This is a genomic window from Enterobacter sp. UPMP2061 (assembly GCF_053709615.1).
Map to the genome: position 1 here is coordinate 69,614 of NZ_JBSKJP010000014.1, position 18,906 is coordinate 88,519.

Consider the following 18,906-nt stretch of genomic DNA (forward strand, 5'->3'; position numbering starts at 1 on the left):
TGGGGATGAACAACGTATCTGCTTATGCCCTGCGTCTGGGCGACAACGGTCTGGTGCTCTCACAGCGTCTGGGCGCCTGGTGCGGCCACGCGCCAGAGCTGGAAATTGACCTGGCGCTCGCCAATATCGGCCTTGATCTGCTCGGGCAGGCGCGCAATTTCCTGACCTACGCCGCTGAACGGGAGGGTAAGGGCGATGAAGACACCCTGGCCTATGGCCGCGATGAGCGTCAGTTCCGCAATCTGCTGCTGGTGGAACAACCAAACGGCAGCTTCGCTGACACCATTGCCCGTCAGTATCTGATGGATGCGTGGAACGTGGCGCTCTACGAGCGGCTGATCCATAGCAGCGACAGTCAGCTTGCCGCCATCGCGGCAAAAGCCATTAAGGAGGCGCGCTATCACCTGCGCTTTAGCCGCGGCTGGCTGGTGCGGCTGGGGGACGGAACAGAAACCTCCGCACAAAAAATGCAGCAGGCGGTGGATAGCCTGTGGCGCTTTACGGCTGAACTGTTCGACGCCGACGACGTCGAGCTGGCGCTGATTGATGACGGCGTGGCGGTTGACCCGCGCGACCTGCGGGACCCGTGGGAGCGCGAAGTGTTTGCTGGCCTGGCGGAAGCCACCCTCCGCGTGCCCGAAGAGGTGGCGTATCGCACGGGCGGCAAGAAGGGGCTACATACCGAACACCTCGGGCCGATGCTGGCAGAGATGCAGTATCTCCAGCGTGTTTACCCCGGCCAGCAGTGGTAAAGGAGGACGCCATGCAACGCCTCGTCGACATCGCGCCTGCACAAATCCCGCAGATTTGGGCGCTGTTAAGCCAGATCCCCGACCCGGAAGTGCCGGTGCTGACCATCACCGACTTAGGCATGGTGCGCAGCGTGAAGGCGCAGGGGGAAGGCTGGGTCATCGGCTTCACGCCAACCTATTCGGGCTGTCCGGCAACGGAGCATCTGCTGGGGGCGATCCGCGAAACCCTGACCGGAAACGGCTTTAGCCCGGTACATATTGTGCTGCAACTGGAGCCCGCCTGGACCACCGACTGGATGACCGACGATGCCCGCAGGCGCCTGCGTGAATATGGCATCAGCCCGCCTGTCGGCCATAGCTGCCATGCCCACGTTCCCGCGGAGGTGAGCTGCCCGCGCTGTGCGAGCACCGATACCTCGCTTATCAGTGAATTTGGTTCTACGGCCTGCAAAGCGCTCTATCGCTGCAATACCTGCCGTGAGCCCTTCGACTATTTCAAATGTATTTGAGGCTGCCATGACAACGTTTCATTCATTAACAGTGGCAAAAGTAGAACCCGAAACCCGCGACGCGGTGACCATTACCTTCGCGGTGCCGCAGGCGTTACAGGAGGCGTACCGCTTCCGTCCCGGTCAGCATCTGACCCTGAAAGCCAGTCCTGGCGGGGATGAATTGCGCCGCTGCTACTCCATCTGCCGGAGCACCGCGTGCGGTGAGATCAGCGTGGCGGTCAAAGCCATCGAGGGCGGACGTTTTTCCCGCTATGCCCGGGACGAGATCAAACCGGGCATGGCGCTGGAGGTGATGGTGCCCCAGGGACAGTTTGGCTATCAGCCGCAGGCCGAACGCGAAGGCCACTATCTGGCGATTGCCGCCGGGTCCGGGATCACCCCAATGCTGGCGATTATGTCCGCTACGCTGGCCACTGAAGCCCACAGCCACTTCACCCTGATTTACGGCAACCGCAGCAGCCAGAGCATGATGTTCCGCCGGGCGCTGGCGGACCTGAAAGATAAATACCCGCAGCGTTTGCAGCTGATCGCCATCTTCAGCCAGGAGACGCTCGACAGCGATCTGCTCCATGGCCGCATTGACGGGGAAAAGCTCCAGGCGCTGGCAAAAACGCTGGTGAATTTCCGTCAGTACGATGAAGCCTTCATCTGCGGCCCGTCGGCGATGATGGATGAGGCCGAAGCGGCGCTGCAAGCGCTGGGTATGCCGGAAAAAGCGATCCATCTTGAGCGCTTTAACACGCCGGGTACCGCCGTTAAACGGACAGCCAGCGTGCAGGCCGACGGGCAGAAGGTCACCGTCCGTCAGGACGGGCGCGACAGGGAGATCACCCTGACTGCGGACGACGAGAGCATTCTTGACGCGGCCCTGCGTCAGGGGGCGGATCTGCCTTACGCCTGCAAGGGCGGCGTATGCGCCACCTGCAAATGCAAAGTGCTGCGCGGAAAAGTCGATATGGCGACCAACTACAGCCTGGAGCCGGACGAGCTGGCCGCAGGCTATGTGCTGAGCTGTCAGGCGCTGCCGTTAACCGCCGATGTTATCGTCGATTTTGATGCGAAGGGGATGGCATGAGTGAACTGATTGTCACCCGTCACGGTCGCGTGTTGCAGCTGACGCTTAACCGTCCGGCGGCGCGCAACGCGCTCAACAATGCGCTGCTCCTGCAAATCGCGGAGCAGCTTGAGGCCGCCGCCGCGGATGCTGAGATCGCCGTCTGCGTGGTGTACGGCAACGAACGCTGCTTTGCCGCCGGGGCCGATCTCAACGAAATGGCGGAGAAAGACCTGCCCGCCACCCTGAACGATATCCGTCCGCAGCTGTGGGCGCGGATCAACGCCTTCACCAAACCGCTGATTGCCGCCGTGAACGGCTTCGCGCTGGGGGCAGGCTGTGAGCTGGCGCTGCTCTGCGATGTCGTGATTGCCGGCGATAACGCCCGTTTTGGCCTGCCGGAAATCACCCTCGGGATCATGCCGGGCGCAGGCGGCACCCAGCGGCTGATCCGCAGCGTGGGCAAATCGTTGGCCAGCAAAATGGTGCTGACTGGCGAAAGCATCACGGCGGTTCAGGCGCACAGCGCCGGGCTGGTCAGCGACGTCTACCCGGCCTCGCTGACGCTGGAGTACGCCCTGAAACAGGCGGCGCTGATGGCGCGCCACTCGCCGCTGGCGCTACAGGCGGCGAAGCAGGCGCTTCGCCAGTCGCAGGAAGTCCCGCTTCAGGCCGGGCTGGCGCAGGAGCGTCAGCTGTTTGCGCTGCTCGCGGCCACCGACGATCGCCGGGAAGGTATCAACGCCTTTTTACAAAAACGCACCCCAGACTTTAAAGGACGCTAATTGTGGAATCTATTCTGAGCCATGTTGAGCAGGGCGTAATGACCATTACGCTGAACCGCCCGAAGCGCCTGAACAGCTTTAACGACGTCATGCACCAGCAGCTTTCCGAATGCCTGAAGCAGGCCGAGCGCGATGACGCCATCCGCTGCCTGCTGATCACCGGGGCAGGACGCGGTTTCTGCGCCGGGCAGGATCTTAACGACCGTAACGTCGACCCGAACGGCCCCGCGCCCGATCTGGGCATGTCCGTTGAGACTTTTTACAACCCGCTGGTGCGCCGTCTGGCAAAACTGCCGAAGCCGGTGATTTGCGCGGTTAACGGCGTGGCGGCGGGCGCGGGGGCCACGCTGGCCCTCGGCTGTGACATGGTGATTGCGGCCCGTTCAGCCAGCTTTGTGATGGCCTTCAGCAAGCTCGGGCTGGTACCGGACTGCGGCGGAACCTGGCTGCTGCCGCGCGTGACCGGACGCGCCCGCGCCATGGGGCTGGCATTGCTGGGCGATAAGCTCAGCGCCGAGCAGGCACAGGCCTGGGGAATGATCTGGCAGGTGGTGGACGACGACCAGCTCTCCGCCACCGCACAGCAGATGGCGCTGCATTTTGCCTCGCAGCCGACCTTTGGCCTGGGCTTGATCAAGCAGGCGATTAACGCCGCCGAAACCAATACCCTCGACGCCCAGCTTGATCTGGAGCGCGACTATCAACGTCTGGCCGGACGCAGCGACGACTACCGGGAAGGCGTCAGCGCGTTCCTGGCAAAACGCGCGCCGAACTTTACGGGGAAATAAGATGGTGAATATCCATACGGTCGCCGTCATTGGCAGCGGCACCATGGGCGCCGGGATTGCCGAAGTGGCAGCCAGCCACGGTCATCCGGTTCTGGTGTACGACATTGATGCAGCGGCGATTTCCCGCGCCATCGACGGCATTCGTCAGCGGCTCTCCTCTCGCGTTGCGCGCGGAAAACTCTCTGCCGACGCCGGGGAACAGATCCTCGCCCGCCTGACGCCGGTGACGACTATCAGTGCTCTGGCGAAAGCCGATCTGGTGATCGAGGCGGCCTCCGAGCGGCTTGAGGTAAAAAAAGCGCTGTTTACCCAGCTGGCAGAGATCTGCCCGCCGCAGACGCTGCTTGCCAGCAATACCTCGTCCATTTCCGTTACCGCGATTGCGGCGGAGATAAACCACCCTGAACGCGTCGCCGGGCTGCACTTCTTCAATCCTGCCCCGGTGATGAAGCTGGTGGAAGTGGTCAGCGGGCTGGCGACCTCTCCCGAAGTGGCCGATGCACTGTGCGAGCTGGCGTTGAGCTGGGGAAAGCAGCCGGTACGCTGCCAGTCCACGCCGGGGTTTATCGTCAACCGCGTGGCGCGCCCGTTCTACTCGGAAGCCTGGCGCGCGCTGGAAGAGCAGGTGGCAACGCCCGAGGCGATCGACGCCGCCCTGCGAGACGGCGGAGGCTTCCCGATGGGGCCGCTTGAGCTGACGGACATGATTGGTCAGGACGTCAACTTTGCCGTGACCTGCTCCGTGTTTAACGCCTTCTGGCAGGAGCGTCGTTTTCTGCCGTCGCTGGTGCAGCAGGAGCTAGTGCTGGCGGGGCGTCTGGGTAAGAAAAGCGGGCAGGGCGTTTACCGCTGGCTGGAGGAGAAACCCGCCGTCAGCTGGCTCGCCCCGGTCAGCGACAGCTTCAGCCCGATGCGCGTACAGCGAAGAAGTGACGGTGTCACGGAAATTGACGATCTGTTGCTGATCGAAACGCAGGGTGAAACCGCGCAGTCGCTGGCGCTGCGCCACGGCTGCCCGGTGGTGGTGGTCGACCGCATCGAGCGGGATGTGGCCGTGATAGCCGCCGCACCCGGCAACCCGCACGCCGCCACGCAGAAAGCCATTTACTGGTTGCAGCACCAGGAGAAACGGGTGGTACAGATTGCCGATTACCCCGGCCTGCTGGTCTGGCGCACGGTAGCGATGATTGCCAACGAAGCGCTGGACGCCCTGCAAAAAGGGGTCGCCAGCGAGCAAGACATCGATACCGCCATGCGCTTAGGGGTCAACTATCCCTGCGGGCCCATCGCCTGGGGCGAGCGCCTTGGCTGGCAGCGTCTGTTAACGCTGCTGGAAAACCTGCAACGTCACTACGGCGAGGAACGCTATCGCCCCTGTTCACTGCTGCGCCAGCGTGCGCTTCTGGAGAGTAGCTATGAGTCATAACGCCTGGCATAACGCCCGCGCGATGTACGAACGGGACGCCTGCGCGCAGGCGATGGGGATGGACATTATCGACATGGGCGAGGGCTACGCGGTGGTGACCATGACCATCACCCCGCAGATGCTCAACGGGCATAAAACCTGCCACGGCGGACAGCTGTTCTCGCTGGCCGATACCGCCTTTGCCTACGCCTGCAACAGTCAGGGGCTGGCGGCGGTGGCCTCAGGCTGCGCCATCGATTTTCTGCGTCCGGGCTTTGCCGGAGATAAGCTCACCGCCACCGCGCGGGTGAAGCATCAGGGCAAACTGACCGGCGTCTACGACATTGAAATTCAGAACCAACACCAGAAAACCGTCGCTCTTTTTCGCGGGAAATCGCACCGCACCGGCGGCAGTGTGACAGGAGAAGCCTGATGCGTGACGCATTTATTTGTGAGGGGGTGCGTACCCCGGTTGGTCGCTACGGCGGAGGATTATCCAGCGTGCGCGCCGATGACTTAGGGGCCGTGCCGCTGCGTGCGCTGCTGGCGCGTTACCCGCAGCTCGATCTGGAGCGCATAGATGACGTGATCTTCGGCTGCGCGAATCAGGCCGGGGAGGATAACCGCAACGTGGCGCGCATGTCGGCGCTGCTGGCCGGGCTGCCGCAGACGGTATCCGGCACCACCATTAACCGCCTGTGCGGCTCCGGTCTGGATGCCATTGGCTTTGCGGCGCGCGCCATCAGGGCCGGGGATGGCGATCTGCTGATCGCAGGTGGCGTCGAATCCATGTCCCGTGCGCCGTTCGTGATGGGCAAAGCCACGGCGGCGTTTCAGCGTCAGGCGGAGATCTTCGACACCACCATCGGCTGGCGATTTGTGAATCCGCTCATGCATCAGCAATACGGAACTGACAGCATGCCGGAAACGGCAGAGAATGTAGCGGAATTGTTAAATATAAGCCGTGCCGATCAGGACGCATTTGCCCTGCGCAGCCAGCAGCGCACCGCGCGGGCGCAGCAGAATGGCGTTCTGGCGCAGGAGATTATCCCGGTACAGGTGGCGGGGAAAAAAGGTGCGGTAACGGAAGTGAGCGTGGACGAGCATCCGCGCGCCGAAACCACCCTGGAACAGCTTGCCGCGCTGAAAGCCCCGTTCCGTAAGAACGGTGTGGTGACGGCGGGGAACGCCTCTGGCGTCAACGACGGGGCGGCGGCGCTGATTATCGCCAGCGAGCCGATGGCGCTTGCCCAGGGGTTAACCCCGCGCACCCGCATTGTGGCCATGGCGACAGCGGGCGTCGAGCCGCGCCTGATGGGATTAGGCCCGGTGCCCGCCACCCGCAAGGTGCTGGAGCGTGCCGGACTCAGTATCACCGATATGGACGTCATTGAGCTTAATGAAGCCTTCGCCGCACAGGCGCTGGGCGTGCTGCGTCAGCTGGGCTTGCCGGATGACGCGGAGCATGTCAACCCGAACGGCGGGGCGATCGCGCTAGGTCATCCGCTGGGAATGAGCGGTGCCAGACTGGCGCTGGCCGCAAGCAATGAATTGCACCGACGCGGCGGGCGCTACGCGCTGTGTACGATGTGCATCGGTGTGGGTCAGGGCATTGCCATGATCCTTGAGCGTGTTTGAGCGAACAATAATGTGAGTACCCTGCGATGATAAATACAACAAAGCTTGATCCGATCGAAACCGCGTCCATTGATGAATTACAGGCGTTGCAGACCGCGCGCCTGAAGTGGACGCTGCACCACGCCTACAACAACGTTCCGATGTACAAACGCAAGTTTGATGCCGCGGGCGTTCACCCTGACGACTTCACCGAGCTGGCGGACCTGCAAAAATTCCCGTGCACCACCAAGCAGGATCTGCGCGACAACTACCCGTTTGATACCTTTGCGGTGCCAATGGAACAGGTGGTACGCATCCATGCCTCGTCGGGCACCACCGGAAAGCCGACCGTGGTGGGGTATACCCAGAATGATATCGACAACTGGGCCAATATCGTCGCCCGTTCCCTGCGCGCCGCCGGGGGCAGCGCGAAGGATAAAATTCACGTCGCCTACGGTTACGGGCTCTTCACCGGCGGGCTGGGGGCGCACTACGGTGCCGAGCGTCTGGGAGCGACGGTGATCCCGATGTCCGGCGGCCAGACGGAGAAGCAGGCGCAGCTGATCCGCGATTTCCAGCCGGATATGATCATGGTGACGCCGTCTTACTGCCTGAACCTGATTGAAGAGCTGGAGCGTCAGATGGGCGGCGATGCCAGCGCCTGTTCCCTGCGCGTCGGCGTGTTTGGCGCCGAGCCGTGGACGCAGGCGATGCGCCGCGAAATTGAAAAACGGCTGGGCATTACCGCGCTGGATATCTATGGTCTCTCCGAAGTGATGGGGCCGGGCGTGGCGATGGAGTGTCTTGAAACCGCTGACGGCCCGACTATCTGGGAAGATCACTTCTACCCGGAGATCGTCAACCCGAATGACGGCACGCCGCTGGCCGACGGCGAGCAGGGTGAGCTGCTGTTCACCACGCTGACCAAAGAGGCGCTGCCGGTGATCCGCTACCGCACCCGCGATCTGACGCGCCTGCTGCCGGGCACCGCACGCACCATGCGCCGGATGGATCGCATCAGCGGGCGCAGCGACGACATGCTCATCATTCGCGGGGTTAACGTCTTCCCGTCACAGCTGGAAGAGGAGATCGTTAAGTTCGAACACCTTTCGCCGCACTATCAGCTGGAGGTGAACCGCCGCGGGCATCTTGATTCACTTTCGGTGAAGGTCGAGCTGAAACAGAGCAGCTTAACGCTGACCCATGAACAGCGCTGTCAGGTGTGCCATCAGCTGCGTCATCGGATTAAATCGATGGTGGGGATCTCAACCGACGTGATGATCGTTAACTGCGGCAGCATTCCGCGCTCCGAGGGTAAAGCCTGCCGGGTGTTTGATTTGCGTAAAGTGGCAGCCAACGGTTGAATTTCCCTCACCCCAGCCCTCTCCCAAAGGGAGAGGGTGTATTAAGTTCCCTCTCCCTTTGGGGGAGGGTTAGGGTGAGGGTACACCCCAGATTCGTATGCTATGATTCATCCACGAAAAAAATAACAACAGAATGAATCACATGAATAAACTTGATGCCTTTATCCAGCACGCAGTCAGCTCTGTTCCCGTCAGCGGAACGTCGCTTATCTCCTCGCTGTATGGCGACGCGCTTTCCCATCGCGGCGGAGAGATCTGGCTCGGCAGCCTGGCGGCCCTGCTGGAAGGGATGGGTTTCGGGGAGCGCTTTGTGCGCACTGCGCTGTTTCGCCTCAACAAAGAGGGCTGGCTGGACGTGTCCCGCATTGGCCGCCGCAGCTTTTACCGTCTCAGCGACAAAGGGCTGCGCCTGACCCGCCGTGCGGAAAGCAAAATCTACCGCGCGGAGCTGCCCGCCTGGGACGGCAAGTGGCTGCTTCTGCTGTCAGAAGGGCTGGATAAAACCACGCTGGCCGATGTGAAAAAACAGCTGATATGGCAAGGGTTTGGCACATTGGCACCGAGCCTGATGGCCTCGCCGTCGCAGCATCTGGCGGACGTACAGTCGCTGCTCCACGACGCGGGCGTGGCGGAAAACGTCATCTTCTTTGAGGCCCATTCGCCGCTGGCGCTGTCCCGCGCGGCGCTGCGTTCGCGGGTGGAAGAGTGCTGGCAGCTGACCGAACAAAACGCGATGTACGAAACGTTTATCAACTCGTTCCGTCCGCTGCTGCCGCTGCTGAAAGAAGCACCGCCTGAGGATTTGACCCCGGAACGCTGCTTCCAGATCCAGCTGTTACTCATTCATTTTTATCGTCGCGTGGTGCTGAAAGATCCGCTGTTGCCGGAGGAGTTACTTCCTGCGCACTGGGCGGGACAGAGCGCGCGACAGCTGTGTATTAACATCTATCAGCGCGTGGCGGCGGGAGCCCTGGCGTTTGTCAGTGAGAAGGGGGAAACCTCCGTGGGCGAGCTGCCCGCTCCCGGCACGCTTTATCACCAGCGTTTTGGTGGTCTGAATATCACATAAGGAGAGGGTATGCCTGTTTATCAAATTGATGGTCTGACGCCGGTCGTGCCTGACGAGAGTTATGTACACCCGACCGCGGTGCTGATTGGCGACGTGATTCTGGGCAAGGGCGTTTACGTTGGCCCTAACGCCAGCCTGCGCGGTGATTTTGGCCGGATCGTGGTTAAAGACGGCGCGAACATCCAGGATAACTGCGTGATGCACGGTTTTCCGGAGCAGGACACGGTGGTGGAAGAGGACGGGCATATCGGCCACAGCGCGATCCTGCACGGCTGCATTATCCGCCGTAATGCGCTGGTGGGGATGAATGCGGTCGTGATGGACGGGGCGACGATCGGCGAAAACAGCATCGTCGGGGCGGCGGCGTTTGTGAAGGCCAAAGCGGAGATGCCTGCGAATCACTTGATTCTTGGCAGTCCGGCGAAAGCGATTCGTGAGTTAAGCGCGCAGGAGATAGCGTGGAAGAAGCAGGGCACAAAAGAGTATCAGGTGCTGGTGGAACGCTGTAAGCTCACGATGCATCAGGTTGAGCCGCTGCGGGAAGAAGAGCCCGGCCGCAAACGGCTGGTCTTCGATGAGAATTTACGGCCCAAGTCGGCTGGCCGGGATAAATAAGGCCGTTCGTTCCCGCGTGTTGCTCAAGGCGTGAAGATGAGCTTAATACGCTTCCGGCAGGGGCCGGTCAATCGACACCAGCTTCCCGCGCTTCATGGTGATATAGCCCCCGGCTTTGAGATCTGCCAGCACGCGAAAGACATGCGTGCGTGACAGGTTAGTGCGCTTAATGATAAACAGCGCCAGGCCCTCATTCTCTCCCGTGTGGGTCTCCTGCCGATAGAGATAGCGGTACAGCATCGGTTTGATGGTCTGGTAGCTGGTGACCTGCCTGCGTTCATTGTGCAGGTCGATGGTGAAAATGGACATGTAGGTCAGTATGGTGGCCAGCGCCTGCATGCGCTCACACCCGCCCCCGAAAAATAGCTGGTCGAAGTCGGCCCAGGCTATTCTCACCAGCTTCACCTTTGCACTGCTGCGATATTCATACTTCGCCAGTGGACAATACCTTTCCATTAACCCTATCGGCATATACTCGATAGTATTGCCAATATTTAGGCCATCATCAGGCATTAATATTGTCAGCGATCCTTCAGTGCAAAAATAGATATAGCCAGGCTCGACGGTGAATTTTTTATTTGCGGCAACGGATAAGGCCTCGCCTTTACAAAGCATGTGCGGAAAGAATTGCCCAATATTGAGTTGCTGATAATAGGTATGGATATCCTGAAAATTCACGCTAAGCCTCTCCCCGCAACGTCTGCCGTGGTAACGAGTATAGCAGCAATAGCCCCCGGATTACGAACCGATAAATAACCAGTCCCATATGGGACTATGATGAGAAAGTATTCTGATTAGAATGGTCGTCAATGAGTTCGCATTAAAATTATCCGCCAACAGTAAATATCCAGGCGGCGCAATTAATCTATGAGGCCATTCAATGAAATTAACCCTAATTGCTAAACATCTGGCGCTTGCCGGTGTGTTGACGTCGCTGTCGCTTTCCGCGTTTGCGGAAGTGCAGCCGCAGGATGCCACTGCCACAACCCGGCAGGCAAATAACGCCCTGTATAACAAATTACCGTTTGCCGATAAAACCGACTTTGAGAACGCCCATAAAGGTTTTATCGCCCCGCTGCCACAAAACATGATTAAAGGCGAGCAGGGGAACGTTATCTGGAACCCGGCGAAATATGATTTCGTGAAAGAGGGTGAAAAAGCCCCGGATACGGTAAACCCGAGCCTGTGGCGTCAGTCACAGCTGATCAACATTGGCGGGCTGTTTAAGGTCACCGACGGCGTGTATCAGATCCGCAATCTCGATCTCTCCAACATGACCATCATTGAAGGCGAGAAGGGCATCACCGTTATCGACCCGCTGTTAAGCGCTGAACCGGCGAAAGAAGCGCTGGATCTCTACTATGCAAACCGCGGCAAGAAACCGGTCGTCGCTGTGGTGATCACCCACAGTCACGTCGACCACTACGGCGGCCTGCGCGGTGTGGTTGACGAAGCCGACGTGAAGTCCGGCAAAGTGAAGATCTACGCCCCGGAAGGCTTTATGAAAGAAGCGGTTTCCGAAAACATTATGGCCGGGAATGCGATGAGCCGCCGTGCGAGCTATATGTACGGCAACCTGCTGAAGCCGGATGCAAAAGGCCAGGTGGGGGCGGGTCTTGGCACCACCACCTCTGCGGGTACGGTGACCCTGATCCCGCCGACCAACTACATTACCCATACCGGCCAGCAAGAGGTGATTGACGGGCTGACCTACGACTTTATGATGGCGCCGGGCTCAGAAGCCCCGTCCGAAATGCTGTGGTATGTCAAAGAGAAGAAAATGATCGAAGCCGCAGAGGACGTGACCCATACCCTGCACAACACCTACTCCCTGCGCGGCGCGAAAATCCGCGATCCGCTGGCCTGGTCCAAGTACATCAACGCCGCCATTGAGCGCTGGGGCGCGGACGCGGAAGTGATTATTGCGCAGCACCACTGGCCGACCTGGGGCAACGAGAATATCGTCAAGCTGATGAAAGGCCAGCGCGATATGTATCGCTACATCAACGACCAGACCCTGCGTATGGCAAACAAGGGGCTGACCCGCGACGAGATCGCCGCCGAATTTACACTGCCGGAATCGCTGGAAAAACAGTGGGCGAGCCGCGGCTATTACGGTTCCGTCAGCCACGACGTCAAAGCCACCTACGTGTTTTATCTCGGATGGTTTGACGGCAACCCGGCTACCCTCGACGAACTGCCGCCTGAACAGGCTGCGAAGAAGTTTGTGGAATACATGGGAGGGGCCGATGCCATCATGCAGAAAGCCAAAGCTGACTATCAGAAGGGCAACTACCGCTGGGTGGCGCAGGTGACCAGCAAAATTGTCTTCGCCGATCCGCAGAACGCTGCGGCACGTAATCTGGAAGCCGACGCGCTGGAGCAGTTAGGTTACCAGGCGGAAGCGGGCACCTGGCGTAACTTCTACCTGACCGGCGCGCAGGAACTGCGTAATGGCGTGAAGAAGCTGCCGACGCCGAACACCGCCAGCCCGGATACCGTGCGGGCGATGACCCCGGAAATGTTCTTCGACTACCTGGGCGTGCACATCAACGGGGTACGGGCCGGTAACGCGAAAGCGGTCTTTAACATCGATCTCGGTAAGGATGGCGGCAAATACAAGCTGGAGCTGGAAAACGGCGTGCTGAACCATACCGCCAACGCGCAGGCGAAGGATGCCGACGCAACCATCACGCTGGACCGCACCACGCTGAACAACATCATCCTTAAGAAAGAGACGCTGAAGCAGGCGATGGATAAGGGTGACGTGAAGGTGAGCGGAGACGGAGCGAAGCTGGAAGAGATGCTGAGTTACATGGATAAGTTTGACTTCTGGTTCAATATTGTGACGCCATAAGTTTAGCGTTCATCCTGGTTAATCCTGGCGCCTTATTGCGATAAGGCGCCATTTTTTTATTCACGCATCGCCAGCGCGCTGGCGCTTGCCGGATCGAACAGCGAAATACTCTCGATCTGATCCAGCATGATCACTTTGCGAAAATCCATGGCGCTTTTGGGCTCTGAATCGAGCGTAATGTCATGCTCGGCATACCATTTGCTGTAGTTATGCTCGATACAGAGCTGCATGTTCTTCCCGTCACGGTAGCCGCTCAGCATCGGAATAAGCACGATATTGGCCGTTTTTTCATACTCCAGCGTGGCGGTATGGATCATGCCAATATAGATCCGCCGCGATTTCAGCGTGACGTGCGCCAGTTCACCTTCCTCCATGCACTGATAGAGCAACTGTTCAATCCCGCTCGACTGCGCCAGCCGCTTGTACAATTTTTTCCGGCCATCGCCGTCCAGCCGCGCGCTTCCGGCCCAGTTCGAGCGGTAGAGACAAAACAGGATCGCAAAAGTCAGCATCACCACCACCGGGGCCTGAATCCCCAGGAAGCTCCAGTTCATAAAATCAATTTGCCAGTCGGCATATTTTGCTGACGTGAAATGGAACGTGTTATCGGCGGCGGAGAGGGCGAACAACAGCAGCCACAGCAGGCCGGTGGCGATCACCCCCTGAAGAACAAAAATACAGCCATACAGTGCAACAAGAAAATAGACGTCCCAGCCAAAGGATCGCTTGATTTTAAACCGTGTTGAGAGGTCGCGGCTGGTGTACCAGTACCCGCATACCATCAATACCATGAATATTGCCGTTCCCATTTCAGGCCCTCTTCAGCGCGTTGACATGGCGCAGAAAGTCCTGCCGCACCTCGTGGCTTTTGTAGTTAACCGAGGCGTTTCCATCCTGATCGATGATGATGCGGTCGCCATCCTCTACGGCTTCGATAATTTCCTGGTGACTCATGACCTGCAACAAGGATTCCGGGCTGGAAAAGAGCGTCATCAGTAAATGTTTCATCGCGTGACATCCTTATGAATTAAAAGGATAAGTCTGGAAGATAAATGGCACCTTTGCCTTAAGGTTATCCCTAAAAAAACGGCAGCCTGGCGGCGAAATTCATATTTTTCACAAAATGGTTGTGCGTGGTGATATTCCATGTAACTGAAAAATAATAAGAATAAAAAATATATCTGCGCAAACTTGGACAAATAACGTTAACTGTGTAAGTTTAAATTATGCGATTCCGCTACGTTGTTTACACCCAGGATGTGACCCATGAGCACGTTGCCGTCCGTCATCAGTCGGTTCGTTGATTACTACGCCACGCTGGATACCCAGCCACCTTCGGCGCTGGCGGGGATTTATCGCGCCGATGCCACGCTTATCGATCCCTTTGGCGAACACAGCGGGGTGTTCGCGATTCAGCGCTATTTCACCCATCTGCTGGCTAACGTCCAGCACTGTCGCTTTACCGTCGATGCACCGTTGCAGCAGGGCGATCGCTTTGTGGTCACCTGGATGATGCACTGGTCGCACCCGCGTATCGCCGGGGGGGCAATGCGCCAGCTGCCGGGCTGCTCCGTGGTAGACATGCGCGACGATCGCATTGTTCGCCAGCGGGATTACTACGATGCCGGAGAGATGATTTACGAACATCTCCCGATACTCGGCTGGGCCGTGCGCGGCGTGAAGCGAAGAGTGAAATCATGAAAACGGTTCTGATCACCGGCGCAAGCTCGGGCATCGGGGCGGGGCTGGCGAAATCGTTTGCCGACGATGGTTACCGGGTGATTGCCTGCGGGCGCGATGCGCAACGTCTGGCAGCCGTCCATCAGTACAGCCCCAACATTACGGTGCGCCTGTTCGATATGACAGACAGGGACGCCTGTCGCCAGGCGCTGGCGGACTGTACTGCCGACACGGTGATTCTCTGCGCCGGAACCTGCGAGTATCTCGACCGCGGCGAGGTGGATGCCGGGCTGGTGGCGCGGGTCATGACCACCAATTTCATCGGGCCGGTAAACTGCCTTGCGGCGTTGCAGCCGCAGCTGGTATCCGGCAACCGCGTGGTGCTGGTCAGTTCGATGGCGCACTGGCTTCACTTCCCGCGAGCCGAAGCGTATGGCGCCTCCAAGGCGGCGTTAACCTGGTTCGCCGATACGCTGCGCCTCGACTGGGAACCGAAAGGGATTGCCGTCACGGTCGTTTCACCCGGTTTTGTCGACACGCCGCTGACCCGCAAAAACGATTTCCCGATGCCGGGCCGGGTCAGCGTGGGGGACGCCGTCCACGCCATTCGTCGCGGTCTGGCAAAAGGGAAGGATCACATCGCGTTTCCCGCCGGGTTCAGCCTGGCGCTGCGCCTGCTTTCCGGCCTGCCCGATGTACTTCAGCGCGCACTGCTGCGCAGGATGGTGCGACCATGAAAATCGCAATTATCGGCAGCGGCATCGCCGGGTTAACCTGTGCCTGGCGGCTCGCCGGACATCATCAGGTCACGCTGTTTGAGGCGCAGGCCACGCCGGGCGGCCATACCGCAACGGTGGATGTCGATACGCCGCAGGGCAGCTTTGCCATCGATACCGGTTTTATCGTCTACAACGACCGCACCTATCCACGCTTCATGGGGCTGCTCAGCGAACTGGGCATCTGCGGGCAAAAAACGCAGATGAGCTTTTCGGTGCACAACCCGCAGAGCGGGCTGGAGTACAACGGGCACACGCTGACGTCGCTGTTCGCCCAGCGACGTAATCTGCTCAACCCGGCTTTCTGGACGCTGCTGAAGGAGATCGTGCGCTTTAACCGGCTGGCGAAACAGACGCTCCGGGGCGAAGTCGATGGTTCCGCCACGCTGGAAACGTTCCTGCGCCAGCACCGTTTTACGCCCTTTTTTGCGCGCCACTACATCCTGCCCATGGGGGCGGCTATCTGGTCGTCGTCGCTACAGGAGATGAAACGCTTTCCGCTGCCGCTCTTTTTACGCTTTTTTGAAAACCACGGTCTGCTGGACATTACCCATCGTCCGCAGTGGTACGTGGTGCCAGGCGGCTCCAGGGAGTATATCCGCGCGATGCTGGATACGCTCGGCGATCGCCTGACGCTGCACCTTAACGCGCCGGTGCAGCAGGTTATTCGCCACGATCGTGGGGTTGATATTGCGCGTGAGGGCGTAACAGACACTTTTGATCAGGTGATCTTCGCCTGCCACTCCGCTCAGGCGCTGGCGATGCTCGCCAGCCCAACGCAGGCTGAACGCGAGGTGCTGGGGGATATCGGCTGGCAGCGTAACGAGGTGGTGCTTCACCGCGATCCGCGCTGGCTGCCGGTGCGCGAACGCGCGTGGGCGAGCTGGAACTACCGCCTCAGCGAGCAGGATCAGGCCAGCGCCTGCGTCACCTACAACATGAATATCTTGCAGGGACTGCCGCCGGGTAGCCCGCTGTTTTGCGTCACCCTCAACCCGGAAACGCCGGTGGAGGAACGGTTTGTGCTGCGCCGCTTTGTCTATGAGCATCCGCTTTTTAACCCGCAAAGCTGGCAAGCTCAGGCCCGGCGCGGCGAAATAAACGGTCGCCAGCGGAGCTGGTTCTGCGGCGCGTACTGGTACAACGGCTTCCACGAAGATGGCGTGCGCAGTGCGCTGGACGTGGTCAACGCTATCGCGACCGGGGAGGGCAACTAAGATGAACAGCTGCCTTTACCACGGCACATTGCGCCATCGTCGGCTTGCGCCGAAAGCGCACCACTTTACCTACAGCGTGTTTATGGCCTGGCTCGATCTGGATGAGCTGGACGCGCTGCCCTCTGTCGGCGTGCGTCGTAACCGCGTTGCGCCCGCGGCATTTTATGATGCGGATTACCCGCTGGGCACGCCGCTCAAAGCGCGTGTCCTTGAGTGTCTGGAAAATCTGACCGGCGAACGTCCGGCGGGGCGGGTCATGCTTCTGACTCAGCTGCGCTATTTCGGTTTTCATTTCAACCCGGTCAATTTCTACTACTGCTATGACGGGGAAGACACCCTGCGCTGGGTTCTCGCCGAAGTCCGTAACACGCCGTGGAATGAACGACATTACTACGCGGTAGCGGGGCGGGACGCCCCGCCGACGGAGAAAGCGTTTCACGTCTCGCCCTTTAATCCGATGGATATGATCTACCACTGGCGCTTCAACAGCCCGGACAGCACGCTGCGCATGCATATCGAAAACCATCAGGAGACGAAGGTGTTTGATGCCACCCTGACGCTGCGCCGGGTCCCGCTGACGCGCACGGCGCTGCGTTCGCTGCTGGCGCGGATCCCGTTGATGACCCTCAAAACCGTTTTCGCCATTTACTGGCAGGCGCTCAGGCTGTGGCTGAAGCGCGTACCGCTGCATAACCATCCCCTCAGCAGGAGTGAACGCTCATGACCAATCCCGTCTTTGCGCTTGAACCCGATATCCCGCGCAACGTCCGCGTCGCGCGATGGTTGCTCTTCCGCCTGCTGAATGGCCTGCACGGTGGCTCGCTGACGCTGCGTGAAGGTGCGCAGACGTTCCAGTTCGGCGACGCTTCCGCCGCGCTTCACGCTGAGGTGCAGGTACTTGCTCCGGGCGTCTACTGGCGCATTTTAACCGGGGGCAGCCTCGCCGCGGCACAAGCGTGGATGGATGGCGACTGGGAGACGCCCCACCTGACGCCGCTGCTGGAGCTGATTGCGCGCAATAGCCAAATCCTCGGAAAGCTGGAAAAAGGGTTTCGCCTGCTCGGGAAACCGGTGGAGCGGCTGCGGCACTGGATGCGGCGCAACTCCCGCGCGCAGGCGCGGGAAAATATTGCCGCCCATTACGATCTGGGCAACGCCTTTTACGCCCATTTCCTTGATGAACATCTCCTGTACTCCAGCGCGCTGTTTAGCGGGGACGAGCAGGATCTGACCGCGGCTCAGCAGGCGAAAATGGCGAGGCTGTGCGACCAGCTGGCGCTCACGGCAAACGATCATCTGCTGGAGATTGGCACCGGCTGGGGGGCGATGGCGGAATATGCCGCCCGTCATTACGGCTGCCGGGTGACCACCACCACGCTGTCGCAGGAGCAGTACCACTGGGCCACCGCGCGCATCGCCCGGGCAGGGTTGCAGGATCGCGTTGAGGTACTGCTCTGCGACTACCGCGATCTGACCGGGGTCTACGACAAGCTGGTGTCGGTTGAGATGATTGAGGCCGTCGGTCAACGCTACCTGCCAACATTTTTCCGCACCTGCCAGGCGCGTCTGCGTCCAGGCGGGCGGATGGCGATTCAGGCCATCACCATTCAGGATCAACGCTATCGCGACTACAGCAAAAGCGTCGATTTTATTCAGCGCTACATCTTCCCCGGCGGCTTTTTGCCCAGCATCACCGCCATGAATGAACTCATGACCCGCCATACCGATTTTGTGGTGCGTAACCTCTTCGATATGGGGCCGGACTACGCCCGCACGCTGGCGCACTGGCGTCAGCGCTTCGTTCACGCCTGGCAGGAGATTGAAAAGCTCGGGTTTGATGACCGTTTCCGCCGGATGTGGCTGTACTACCTCGGCTACTGTGAAGCCGGGTTTAATGCCCGCACCATCAGCGTGGTGCAGCTGACTGCGGAACGCGTATGAAGCGCTACGGGCAGGTATTTCTGTTGGCCATCGGGTTTGATCTCTACTGGACGCGCTCTGGGCGCTGACGGGGCTGATTGCGTTCACGGGCGCGTCCCTGATGCCGCTATGGATGGTGGCGCTGTGGCTAATGTTTGCCACCGTCTGGACGCAACTGACCCGCACGACCACCTTGCCGGGCTGGTTGCTGACGGTGCTGGCGACCCTGGGCGGGCCGGTGGCCTACCTGATCGGCGAGCGTCTGGGGGCCATTTACCGTTTATACCTCTCAGCTTCTGACGCCCGACGGCAGCTATACAGGGTTAGACGGCGATAATGCGCTGATTATCACCTATGCCCGGGACATCGATGGTGACGACCTGGTTGAGGCGACCCGCGACCAGTGGCAGGCGCAGGGCATTTTGCAGCAGGAGCCGCAGAGTGAAGCATGGCTGAGCGAGTATCCTGAACTGCGTCAGCAGTTAATCGGAGGAC

Annotated in this window: 20 protein-coding genes and 2 pseudogenes; 19 read left to right on the top strand and 3 right to left on the bottom strand. The window is 59.8% G+C overall.

All coding sequences use genetic code 11. The annotated features are described in order from the left end of the window. The first annotated feature begins 5 nt into the window (after nt 1-5). From paaC to paaY, 11 genes are all read left to right on the top strand, one after another. The gene (paaC, locus tag ACWKXX_RS19885) at nt 6-752 is read left to right on the top strand and encodes a 1,2-phenylacetyl-CoA epoxidase subunit PaaC (protein WP_015570597.1); all 747 of its coding nucleotides are present in this window, start codon (nt 6-8) and stop codon (nt 750-752) included. A gap of 11 nt (nt 753-763) precedes the next feature. Beyond that, a complete protein-coding gene (paaD, locus tag ACWKXX_RS19890; RefSeq protein ID WP_003857347.1) occupies nt 764-1,261 on the top strand; it encodes a 1,2-phenylacetyl-CoA epoxidase subunit PaaD in 498 nt (165 codons plus the stop codon). A gap of 7 nt (nt 1,262-1,268) precedes the next feature. After that, the gene (gene paaE, locus ACWKXX_RS19895; protein WP_033486769.1) at nt 1,269-2,339 is read left to right on the top strand and encodes a 1,2-phenylacetyl-CoA epoxidase subunit PaaE; all 1,071 of its coding nucleotides are present in this window, start codon (nt 1,269-1,271) and stop codon (nt 2,337-2,339) included. Beyond that, on the top strand, nt 2,336-3,103 hold the full coding sequence (paaF, locus tag ACWKXX_RS19900; RefSeq protein WP_045141540.1) for a 2,3-dehydroadipyl-CoA hydratase PaaF: 768 nt from the start codon (nt 2,336-2,338) through the stop codon (nt 3,101-3,103). The genes paaE and paaF overlap by 4 nt, the downstream gene beginning before the upstream one ends. Further along, on the top strand, nt 3,103-3,891 hold the full coding sequence (gene paaG / locus ACWKXX_RS19905; protein WP_261666474.1) for a 2-(1,2-epoxy-1,2-dihydrophenyl)acetyl-CoA isomerase PaaG: 789 nt from the start codon (nt 3,103-3,105) through the stop codon (nt 3,889-3,891). The genes paaF and paaG overlap by 1 nt, the downstream gene beginning before the upstream one ends. A 1-nt stretch (nt 3,892) precedes the next feature. Next, nucleotides 3,893-5,317: a 3-hydroxyacyl-CoA dehydrogenase PaaH gene (gene paaH, locus ACWKXX_RS19910; RefSeq protein ID WP_032671113.1), complete on the top strand. Its 1,425-nt coding sequence runs from the start codon at nt 3,893-3,895 to the stop codon at nt 5,315-5,317. After that, a complete protein-coding gene (gene paaI / locus ACWKXX_RS19915) occupies nt 5,307-5,729 on the top strand; it encodes a hydroxyphenylacetyl-CoA thioesterase PaaI (protein ID WP_017693477.1) in 423 nt (140 codons plus the stop codon). Before paaH ends, paaI begins: the two co-directional genes overlap by 11 nt. After that, complete coding sequence (gene pcaF / locus ACWKXX_RS19920) at nt 5,729-6,934, top strand: 3-oxoadipyl-CoA thiolase (RefSeq protein ID WP_023296563.1); 1,206 nt, start codon at nt 5,729-5,731, stop codon at nt 6,932-6,934. Before paaI ends, pcaF begins: the two co-directional genes overlap by 1 nt. A gap of 26 nt (nt 6,935-6,960) precedes the next feature. Then, nucleotides 6,961-8,277, top strand: coding sequence for a phenylacetate--CoA ligase PaaK (paaK, locus tag ACWKXX_RS19925; RefSeq protein ID WP_017384511.1), 1,317 nt, complete (start codon nt 6,961-6,963; stop codon nt 8,275-8,277). Between the two features lie 133 nt (nt 8,278-8,410). Further along, nucleotides 8,411-9,346: a phenylacetic acid degradation operon negative regulatory protein PaaX gene (gene paaX / locus ACWKXX_RS19930; RefSeq protein WP_039270818.1), complete on the top strand. Its 936-nt coding sequence runs from the start codon at nt 8,411-8,413 to the stop codon at nt 9,344-9,346. A 9-nt stretch (nt 9,347-9,355) separates the two neighbouring features. After that, nucleotides 9,356-9,961, top strand: a complete 606-nt coding sequence (gene paaY / locus ACWKXX_RS19935; protein ID WP_039270815.1) for a phenylacetic acid degradation protein PaaY — start codon at nt 9,356-9,358, stop codon at nt 9,959-9,961. A gap of 42 nt (nt 9,962-10,003) precedes the next feature. Here paaY and ACWKXX_RS19940 read toward each other — a convergent pair whose 3' ends face one another. Next, entirely contained in the window at nt 10,004-10,639 is a 636-nt protein-coding gene (locus tag ACWKXX_RS19940) for a helix-turn-helix domain-containing protein (protein ID WP_017693472.1), read from the bottom strand. Between the two features lie 202 nt (nt 10,640-10,841). On the opposite strand from ACWKXX_RS19940, the gene ACWKXX_RS19945 reads away from it, so the two are divergent. After that, complete coding sequence (locus ACWKXX_RS19945; RefSeq protein WP_454540846.1) at nt 10,842-12,818, top strand: alkyl/aryl-sulfatase; 1,977 nt, start codon at nt 10,842-10,844, stop codon at nt 12,816-12,818. A gap of 56 nt (nt 12,819-12,874) precedes the next feature. On the opposite strand, the gene ACWKXX_RS19950 is transcribed toward ACWKXX_RS19945, so the two are convergent. Both ACWKXX_RS19950 and ACWKXX_RS19955 read right to left on the bottom strand, forming a co-directional pair. Continuing rightward, the gene (locus tag ACWKXX_RS19950) at nt 12,875-13,627 is read right to left on the bottom strand and encodes a hypothetical protein (RefSeq protein WP_017384508.1); all 753 of its coding nucleotides are present in this window, start codon (nt 13,625-13,627) and stop codon (nt 12,875-12,877) included. A gap of 1 nt (nt 13,628) precedes the next feature. Beyond that, on the bottom strand, nt 13,629-13,826 hold the full coding sequence (locus ACWKXX_RS19955; protein WP_003857318.1) for a hypothetical protein: 198 nt from the start codon (nt 13,824-13,826) through the stop codon (nt 13,629-13,631). A 258-nt stretch (nt 13,827-14,084) separates the two neighbouring features. Between ACWKXX_RS19955 and ACWKXX_RS19960 the strand changes: the two genes are divergently transcribed. From ACWKXX_RS19960 to ACWKXX_RS19990, 7 genes and pseudogenes are all read left to right on the top strand, one after another. Next, entirely contained in the window at nt 14,085-14,519 is a 435-nt protein-coding gene (locus ACWKXX_RS19960; RefSeq protein WP_017384507.1) for a nuclear transport factor 2 family protein, read from the top strand. Next, complete coding sequence (locus ACWKXX_RS19965) at nt 14,516-15,235, top strand: SDR family NAD(P)-dependent oxidoreductase (protein WP_261666256.1); 720 nt, start codon at nt 14,516-14,518, stop codon at nt 15,233-15,235. Before ACWKXX_RS19960 ends, ACWKXX_RS19965 begins: the two co-directional genes overlap by 4 nt. Beyond that, complete coding sequence (locus ACWKXX_RS19970; protein ID WP_023303690.1) at nt 15,232-16,491, top strand: NAD(P)/FAD-dependent oxidoreductase; 1,260 nt, start codon at nt 15,232-15,234, stop codon at nt 16,489-16,491. The genes ACWKXX_RS19965 and ACWKXX_RS19970 overlap by 4 nt, the downstream gene beginning before the upstream one ends. Nucleotide 16,492: 1 nt before the next feature. Next, nucleotides 16,493-17,215 (top strand): DUF1365 domain-containing protein, encoded by a 723-nt coding sequence (locus tag ACWKXX_RS19975; RefSeq protein WP_045357753.1) that lies wholly within the window; start codon nt 16,493-16,495, stop codon nt 17,213-17,215. Then, nucleotides 17,212-18,432 (top strand): SAM-dependent methyltransferase, encoded by a 1,221-nt coding sequence (locus ACWKXX_RS19980; RefSeq protein WP_045141532.1) that lies wholly within the window; start codon nt 17,212-17,214, stop codon nt 18,430-18,432. Before ACWKXX_RS19975 ends, ACWKXX_RS19980 begins: the two co-directional genes overlap by 4 nt. 40 nt (nt 18,433-18,472) lie before the next feature. After that, nucleotides 18,473-18,685: pseudogene (locus ACWKXX_RS19985) on the top strand (DUF2878 family protein); the annotation flags it as partial. Then, a pseudogene (locus tag ACWKXX_RS19990) lies at nt 18,675-18,887 on the top strand (hypothetical protein); the annotation flags it as partial. The pseudogenes ACWKXX_RS19985 and ACWKXX_RS19990, both read left to right, overlap by 11 nt. Between the last annotated feature and the right edge of the window lie 19 nt (nt 18,888-18,906).

What these genes read in the sequence shown, in the direction of transcription:
- paaC (WP_015570597.1), top strand. Translation starts at nt 6, where the DNA reads ATGAACAACGTATCTGCTTATGCCCTGCGTCTGGGCGACAACGGTCTG.
- paaD (WP_003857347.1), top strand. Translation starts at nt 764, where the DNA reads ATGCAACGCCTCGTCGACATCGCGCCTGCACAAATCCCGCAGATTTGG.
- paaE (WP_033486769.1), top strand. Translation starts at nt 1,269, where the DNA reads ATGACAACGTTTCATTCATTAACAGTGGCAAAAGTAGAACCCGAAACC.
- paaF (WP_045141540.1), top strand. Translation starts at nt 2,336, where the DNA reads ATGAGTGAACTGATTGTCACCCGTCACGGTCGCGTGTTGCAGCTGACG.
- paaH (WP_032671113.1), top strand. Translation starts at nt 3,893, where the DNA reads ATGGTGAATATCCATACGGTCGCCGTCATTGGCAGCGGCACCATGGGC.
- paaI (WP_017693477.1), top strand. Translation starts at nt 5,307, where the DNA reads ATGAGTCATAACGCCTGGCATAACGCCCGCGCGATGTACGAACGGGAC.
- pcaF (WP_023296563.1), top strand. Translation starts at nt 5,729, where the DNA reads ATGCGTGACGCATTTATTTGTGAGGGGGTGCGTACCCCGGTTGGTCGC.
- paaK (WP_017384511.1), top strand. Translation starts at nt 6,961, where the DNA reads ATGATAAATACAACAAAGCTTGATCCGATCGAAACCGCGTCCATTGAT.
- paaX (WP_039270818.1), top strand. Translation starts at nt 8,411, where the DNA reads ATGAATCACATGAATAAACTTGATGCCTTTATCCAGCACGCAGTCAGC.
- paaY (WP_039270815.1), top strand. Translation starts at nt 9,356, where the DNA reads ATGCCTGTTTATCAAATTGATGGTCTGACGCCGGTCGTGCCTGACGAG.
- ACWKXX_RS19945 (WP_454540846.1), top strand. Translation starts at nt 10,842, where the DNA reads ATGAAATTAACCCTAATTGCTAAACATCTGGCGCTTGCCGGTGTGTTG.
- ACWKXX_RS19950 (WP_017384508.1), bottom strand. Translation starts at nt 13,627, where the DNA reads ATGGGAACGGCAATATTCATGGTATTGATGGTATGCGGGTACTGGTAC.
- ACWKXX_RS19955 (WP_003857318.1), bottom strand. Translation starts at nt 13,826, where the DNA reads ATGAAACATTTACTGATGACGCTCTTTTCCAGCCCGGAATCCTTGTTG.
- ACWKXX_RS19960 (WP_017384507.1), top strand. Translation starts at nt 14,085, where the DNA reads ATGAGCACGTTGCCGTCCGTCATCAGTCGGTTCGTTGATTACTACGCC.
- ACWKXX_RS19965 (WP_261666256.1), top strand. Translation starts at nt 14,516, where the DNA reads ATGAAAACGGTTCTGATCACCGGCGCAAGCTCGGGCATCGGGGCGGGG.
- ACWKXX_RS19970 (WP_023303690.1), top strand. Translation starts at nt 15,232, where the DNA reads ATGAAAATCGCAATTATCGGCAGCGGCATCGCCGGGTTAACCTGTGCC.
- ACWKXX_RS19975 (WP_045357753.1), top strand. Translation starts at nt 16,493, where the DNA reads ATGAACAGCTGCCTTTACCACGGCACATTGCGCCATCGTCGGCTTGCG.
- ACWKXX_RS19980 (WP_045141532.1), top strand. Translation starts at nt 17,212, where the DNA reads ATGACCAATCCCGTCTTTGCGCTTGAACCCGATATCCCGCGCAACGTC.